Below are 6,577 nucleotides of genomic sequence, written 5' to 3' on the forward strand. Positions count from 1 at the left end.
TTCGTGGGGGCGGGCCTGCGGCTACTCCTTGGAGCGGACCCGCAGGTTGGTGATCAGCGGACCCTCGGTGGTCTCGCGGAAGAAGTCGTTGCCCTTGTCGTCCACCACGATGAACGCCGGGAAGTCCTCGACCTCGATGCGCCAGACGGCCTCCATGCCGAGCTCGGCGTACTCCAGGACCTCGACCTTCTTGATGCAGTCCTGGGCGAGGCGGGCGGCCGGGCCGCCGATGGAGCCGAGGTAGAAGCCGCCGTGCTGGGCGCAGGCGTCGGTGACCTGCTTGCTGCGGTTGCCCTTGGCGAGCATGACCATCGAGCCGCCGGCCGCCTGGAACTGGTCGACGTAGGAGTCCATCCGGCCGGCCGTGGTCGGGCCGAAGGAGCCGGAGGCGTAGCCCTCGGGGGTCTTGGCCGGGCCCGCGTAGTAGACCGGGTGGTCCTGCAGGTACTTGGGCATGCCCTCTCCGGCGTCCAGGCGCTCCTTGATCTTGGCGTGGGCGATGTCGCGGGCGACGACCAGGGTGCCGGTGAGCGAGAGGCGGGTCTTCACCGGGTACTTGGAGAGCTCGGCGCGGATCGCGGACATCGGCTGGTTGAGGTCGACGCGCACCACGTCGTCGTCCAGGTGCTCGTCGGTGGTGTCCGGCAGGTACTTCGCCGGGTCGGTCTCCAGCTGCTCCAGGAAGACGCCCTCGGCGGTGATCTTGCCCAGCGCCTGGCGGTCGGCGGAGCAGGAGACGGCCATGGCGACCGGCAGCGAGGCGCCGTGTCGGGGCAGGCGCACCACGCGCACGTCGTGGCAGAAGTACTTGCCGCCGAACTGGGCGCCGATGCCGATCTTCTGGGTCAGCTCGGTGACCTTGGCCTCCAGCTCCAGGTCGCGGAAGCCGTGGCCGGTCTTGGCGTTGCCCGAGGTCGGCAGGTTGTCCAGGTAGTGCGCCGAGGCGTACTTGGCGGTCTTCAGCGCGAACTCGGCGCTGGTGCCGCCGATCACGATGGCCAGGTGGTACGGCGGGCAGGCCGCGGTGCCGAGGGAGCGGATCTTCTGCTCCAGGAACGAGAGCATGCTCGCCTCGTTCAGGATGGCCTTGGTCTCCTGGTACAGGTACGACTTGTTGGCGGAGCCGCCGCCCTTGGCCATGAAGAGGAACTTGTAGGCGTCGCCGTCGGTGGCGTACAGCTCGATCTGGGCCGGCAGGTTGTTGCCGGTGTTCTTCTCGTCCCACATGGTCACCGGGGCCATCTGGGAGTAGCGCAGGTTGAGCTTGGTGTACGCGTCGTACACGCCGCGCGCGATGGCGGACTCGTCGCCGCCCTGGGTGAGCACGTGCTGGCCGCGCTTGCCCATGACGATCGCGGTGCCGGTGTCCTGGCACATCGGGAGGATGCCGCCGGCCGAGATGTTGACGTTCTTCAGCAGGTCGAGCGCGACGAAGCGGTCGTTGGGGCTGGCCTCCGGGTCGTCCAGGATGCGGCGCAGCTGGGCGAGGTGGGCCGGGCGCAGGTAGTGCGAGATGTCGTGCATCGCCTCGGCCGTGAGCAGCCGCAGCGCCTCGGGCTCGACCTGGAGGAAGGTGCGACCGCCCGCCTCGAAGGTGGAGACGCCCTCGGAGGTGAGCTTGCGGTACGGGGTCGGGTCAGCGCCCAGGGGGAGCAGGTCGCTGTACTCGAAGTCTGGCGTGGGAGCCATCGGGGCGGTCCTTAGGTGTCCAGTGGTCCGGCTGCGTCGGCGAAGCACCATCCAGCGTAGGACCCGGTCGTCGCCGGCATGCGGACAGGTCAGCCTTGCGTGACCGGGCTCACTCGGGCTGGAGTGCGAGCGACTAGGCTGGCGCCGTGGACAACTCGCCGTCGCACGACGATCCGGGGCAGCCGGTGCCGGCGCCCGTACCGATGACCAAGTCCGAATCCGAGCCCGAACGAGAGTCGCGGCCCGAGCCGGGGCTCGAGCCCGAACTCAGGCCGGAGGCAAGCCCGGAGGCGAAGGCCGGGGCCGTGCCGCAGCCGTCGCACGCTCCGGCGGCGCAGGCGGAGATGCGCGTCTCGGACGCCGACCGCGAGCGGGTCGCGGAGCTGCTGCGGGACGCCTACGCCGAGGGCCGCCTGGACGCGGACGAGCACGCGGAGCGCATCGAGGCCGCGTACGCCGCCAAGACCTTCGGCGACCTGGCGCCGCTGACCCGGGACCTCCCGGCCCGCCCGCTGTCCTTCGAGAAGCAGCCGCTGGCTGCCGCGACGCCCCAGCCGCCCGCGCGCCAGGAGTCGCCGGCGGTGGTGGCGATCTTCGGCGGCGCGTCCCGCAAGGGCCGCTGGCGGGTGGGCTCGCACCTGAAGGCCTTCGCCGCGTTCGGCGGGGTGGAGATCGACCTGAGCGACGCCGTCTTCGAGTCTCCCGAGGTGGAGATCGTGGTCGTGGCGATGTTCGGCGGGGTCGACGTGCGGGTGCCGGAGAACGTCACCCTGCAGGGCAGTGGGGTCGGCCTGTTCGGCGGTTTCGACGTCCGCGAGCAGACCGCGGCGGATCCGTACGCTCCGGTTGTCCGGGTCAAGGGCCTTGCGCTGTTCGGGGGTTGCACCGCCAAGCCGCGCCGCGGCAAGAAGCTCAAGGAGTGGGTGCGCCGCCAACTCGGCACCGACTAGTCCCTGTTGACCTGTACAGCGCCCGACCGTGGACCAACTCCCGGTCGGGCGCTCGACGTTGTGGCCGGTGCACTCCGTAGTCGATTGCGTGCAGTGTGCATGAATCGCGGCCGGGCGGGGTAGTTCCTTCCGCACATCGCTTCTTGTACGGCTGCGCACCGGAGGCGGCCCAGGGGCCGTTCCGGGGGGTTGGACAACGGGGGCTCGCAGCCGGGCAGGGGAGCGGGGTTCCCCGTGTCCGAGAGCCTCGTCAGGAGTACGGCCGTGCTGCATCCGATCGAGTCCCGCACCACCTCGCCAGTCGCCGCCGCGCAGCTGCTGGAGCGCCGCCCCGAGGTCCGTCCGCAGCCGCAGCCCCCGGGCGGACCGGCGGGCGCCCCTGCGGGCGAGGACGACCCCTGGCACACCGCCGCGGCCTGCCGGCGGGACGAGGTAGGGCTGTTCTTCGCGCCCTCCAAGGAGCCGACCGCGGCCCGGCTGTCCCGCGAGGAGCAGGCCAAGCAGGTCTGTGCCCGATGCCCGGTGCTGCTGGAGTGCCGCGAGCACGCGCTGGCCCAGCCGGAGCCGTACGGCGTCTGGGGCGGGCTGACGGCCGCCGAGCGGCGGGTGGTGCTGGCCCGGCGCCGCCGCCGGGACGCGGAGCTGCGCGAGGCGGCCCGGGTGACGGCCTCCGCGCGCCGTCGGATAGCCGGGTGACGGCCGGTCGAAGACCCCGGGGCGGGCACCGAGGAGCCGAAGGCCCGAGGCCGGACGCGCAGCGGCCCCGGCGGAGAGGGATTCCGCCGGGGCCGCTGCCTGCTGTCCGCAGGAGGCGCTGTTCGCCGGGTGTCAGTTGGCGCGGTCGAAGTCGATCGCGCTGTAGGCCCGCAGCTTCGAGAGCTTGTGGGTGGAGTTGATCTCGCGGATCGTGCCGCTCTTGGAGCGCATGACCAGCGAGCTGGTGGTGGCGGTCTCCGAGCGGTAGTGCACCCCGCGCAGCAGCTCGCCGTCGGTGATGCCGGTGGCGACGAAGAACACGTTCTCGCCGCTGACCAGGTCGTTCGTGGTGAGCACCCGGTCCAGGTCGTGGCCGGCGTCGAGGGCCTTCTGCCGCTCGGCGTCGTCCTTGGGCCACAGCCGGCCCTGGATCACGCCGCCCATGCACTTCATCGCGCAGGCCGCGATGATGCCCTCCGGGGTGCCGCCGACGCCCATCAGCAGGTCGACGCCGGTGCCCTCGCGGGCGGCCATGATGGCGCCGGCCACGTCGCCGTCGGAGATGAACTTGATCCGGGCGCCGGCCTCGCGGATCTCCCGGACCAGGCCGTCGTGGCGCGGGCGGTCGAGCACGACGACGGTGACGTCCTCGACGGCGCTGCCCTTGGCCTTGGCGACCCGGCGGATGTTGACGGCCGCCGGGGCGGTGATGTCGACGAACTCGGCGGCCTCCGGGCCGGCCACCAGCTTGTCCATGTAGAACACGGCGCTGGGGTCGAACATGGTGCCGCGGTCGGCCACCGCCAGCACGGCCACGGCGTTGTTCATGCCCTTGGCGGTGAGGGTGGTGCCGTCCACCGGGTCCACCGCGACGTCGCACTCGGCGCCGGTGCCGTCGCCGACCCGCTCGCCGTTGTAGAGCATCGGGGCTTCGTCCTTCTCGCCCTCGCCGATGACGACGACGCCGTTCATCGAGACGGTCGAGACGAGGGTGCGCATCGCCTTCACGGCTGCGCCGTCCGCGCCGTTCTTGTCGCCACGTCCGACCCACCGGCCGGCGGCCATCGCGGCCGCCTCGGTTACCCGGACGAGCTCGAGCGCGAGGTTCCGGTCCGGAGCCTCGGGCGCGACCTCCAGGGCACTGGGAAGGTGGTGCGGGTACTGCGTGGTCATCGTCGTTACCTCTCTGTACGCGACGGCCAGTGAGCGCCCGACTACTGCCTGGTCGAACGCCGTGGTGAGGGTTCTGCGATCGTATCTGCCCAAGAGATGACTGTCTGTGGCGCGGGTCGCCACCCGGTGGCGAAAAGCACTGGTTCGTCCCGGTTCACCCGTACGTGGACACCCCGGGTGGCCGCGCCGGAACGTGGATGAGTCACCATGTGGGGGTGGCTGCAGAGAGCAAGGGCATGAGGGGTCGCCAGACCGTACGGGACATGGTCCTGTCGATGCTGGCGGTCGGTTTCGTCGTCTGGATCGGGTACCTGTTCCTCCCGCACGACGCCAACAGCGACCCGGTGCACGTGGTCGAGTACAAGGTCGCGGCGGCCACGGCCAAACGCGCCGCGCCGTACCCGCTGCTCTCCCCGGACGGGCTGTCCGACAAGTGGCGGGCCACCTCGGTCAGCTACCGGCCGGCCGACCAGAACAACGGCAAGGGCAACGCCTGGCACCTGGGCTTCGTGACGCCCTCCGGCCAGTACGCGGCGGTCGAGCAGAGCGACGCGCCGCGCGACTCGCTGCTGTCCGACAAGGTCGCGGGCGGCAAGCCGGACGGCACCTCCGACGTGGCGGGCCGCAGCTGGGAGCGGGTCCAGGGCGAGAAGGCCCGCGCGCTGACCGCGCAGACCGGCTCCGGGACCACCGTGCTCACCGGCACCGCCTCCTACGAGGAGCTGGCCGAGCTGGCGCAGGCACTCAAGTAGCACCGCCGGTGGCGCCGACGCCGGCGCCGACGCCCGGCAGCGGGCCCGGGCGCTCGAGTGGCACCGGCGCCCGGCGACGGACGCGAGCACTCGAGTGGCACCGCGCCCCGGAACGCCGAAGGGCCCCGTACCGGACGAACCGGTACGGGGCCCTTTCGCGCGGGGCGCGTCAGACGGTGGTGACGACCTCGTCGTACTCCAGGCGCGGCGAACGCGGGAACCAGGCGTCCTCGCCCGGCTTGCCGATGTTGACCACGGCCAGCACCGAGTGCTCGCCGTCGCCGAAGAACTCCTTGTTGAGGCCGTCGGCGTCGTAGCCGGTCATCGGGCCGGCGGCCAGGCCGGCGGCGCGCACGCCGATGATGAAGTAGGCGGCCTGCAGGGCGCCGTTCAGCGTGGCGGACTGCTCACGGACGCTGCGCTCCGAGAAGAACAGGTCCTTGGCCTGCGGGAAGTGCGGGAGCTGGGTCGGCAGCTCCTCGTGGAACTCGTTGTCCGCGGCCAGGATGGCGACCAGCGGGGCGGCGGCGGTCTTGGCCTTGTTGCCGTCCGCCATGTGCTGGACGAGGCGCTCGCGGCCCTCGGCCGAGCGGACCAGGACGACGCGCAGCGGCTGCTGGTTGAACGCGGTCGGGCCGAACTTGACCAGGTTGTAGATCGCCTGGACCTGCTCGTCGGAGACCTGCTCGTCGGTGAAGGTGTTCGCGGTGCGGGCCTCGCGGAACAGCAGGTCCTGAGCGGCGGCGTCGAGAACCAGGGCGTCGGTGGTCATGCTTCTGCACCTCATGCGGGAGGGGGCTTCGTCGGTGTGACCGGCCGCGGCCGATCACGTCGTCCAACATAGGTGAAAATTCAACGATTCCCCAAGTGGATGTGACTCGCATCACATCCAGGCTCACTCGCTGCCCGGGGCCCCGCCCTCCTCGGCGGCCAGCGCGGCGTCCAGTCGGGCCCGGGCGCCGTCCAGCCAACGCTGGCACACCTTCGCCAGCTGCTCGCCACGCTCCCACAGGGCGAGCGACTCCTCAAGCGATTTCCCACCGTTCTCCAGCTGCCGGACGACCTCCAGCAGCGCGTCCCGGGCGTGCTCGTAGCCCAGCGCGTCGTCCGGGTTCGGCGCCGCCGCGTCCTGCTGCTCCTGCTGCTCTGCCATGCGTGCCAGCGTAGGGGGTGGGGCCGACACCGCGGGCGAGCCCGTTAGCGCTCGTCCGACCCGGCTAGCTGTACTGACCCGTGAGGTTGGTGACGCGGCTGACGGGGGGCTTTCCCCGGAGCGCGGTGTGTCCGCGGTGGTGATTGTAGGTGTGGAGCCATCCG

Annotated in this window: 7 protein-coding genes; 3 read left to right on the forward strand and 4 right to left on the reverse strand. The window is 71.4% G+C overall.

Annotated elements, in window-relative coordinates; translation table 11 throughout:
* Positions 1 to 21 precede the first annotated feature (21 nt).
* Complete coding sequence (locus ACZ3TI_RS37685; RefSeq protein ID WP_465734529.1) at positions 22 to 1,689, reverse strand: fumarate hydratase; 1,668 nt, start codon at positions 1,687 to 1,689, stop codon at positions 22 to 24.
* 344 nt (positions 1,690 to 2,033) lie between these two features.
* Between ACZ3TI_RS37685 and ACZ3TI_RS37690 the strand changes: the two genes are divergently transcribed.
* Positions 2,034 to 2,639: a DUF1707 SHOCT-like domain-containing protein gene (locus ACZ3TI_RS37690; RefSeq protein WP_465734543.1), complete on the forward strand. Its 606-nt coding sequence runs from the start codon at positions 2,034 to 2,036 to the stop codon at positions 2,637 to 2,639.
* A 315-nt stretch (positions 2,640 to 2,954) separates the two neighbouring features.
* On the forward strand, positions 2,955 to 3,335 hold the full coding sequence (locus ACZ3TI_RS37695) for a WhiB family transcriptional regulator (protein WP_465734545.1): 381 nt from the start codon (positions 2,955 to 2,957) through the stop codon (positions 3,333 to 3,335).
* Positions 3,336 to 3,467: 132 nt separating this feature from the next.
* Here ACZ3TI_RS37695 and glpX read toward each other — a convergent pair whose 3' ends face one another.
* Positions 3,468 to 4,508, reverse strand: a complete 1,041-nt coding sequence (glpX, locus tag ACZ3TI_RS37700; RefSeq protein WP_465734531.1) for a class II fructose-bisphosphatase — start codon at positions 4,506 to 4,508, stop codon at positions 3,468 to 3,470.
* 215 nt (positions 4,509 to 4,723) lie between these two features.
* On the opposite strand from glpX, the gene ACZ3TI_RS37705 reads away from it, so the two are divergent.
* Positions 4,724 to 5,260, forward strand: coding sequence for a DUF4245 domain-containing protein (locus ACZ3TI_RS37705; RefSeq protein ID WP_465734533.1), 537 nt, complete (start codon positions 4,724 to 4,726; stop codon positions 5,258 to 5,260).
* 169 nt (positions 5,261 to 5,429) lie between these two features.
* Here ACZ3TI_RS37705 and ACZ3TI_RS37710 read toward each other — a convergent pair whose 3' ends face one another.
* A complete protein-coding gene (locus ACZ3TI_RS37710) occupies positions 5,430 to 6,032 on the reverse strand; it encodes a malonic semialdehyde reductase (protein WP_465734535.1) in 603 nt (200 codons plus the stop codon).
* A 123-nt stretch (positions 6,033 to 6,155) separates the two neighbouring features.
* Entirely contained in the window at positions 6,156 to 6,413 is a 258-nt protein-coding gene (locus tag ACZ3TI_RS37715) for an exodeoxyribonuclease VII small subunit (RefSeq protein WP_465734537.1), read from the reverse strand.
* Positions 6,414 to 6,577 lie beyond the last annotated feature (164 nt).

The sequence above is a fragment of the Kitasatospora sp. NPDC023120 genome (assembly GCF_055560835.1).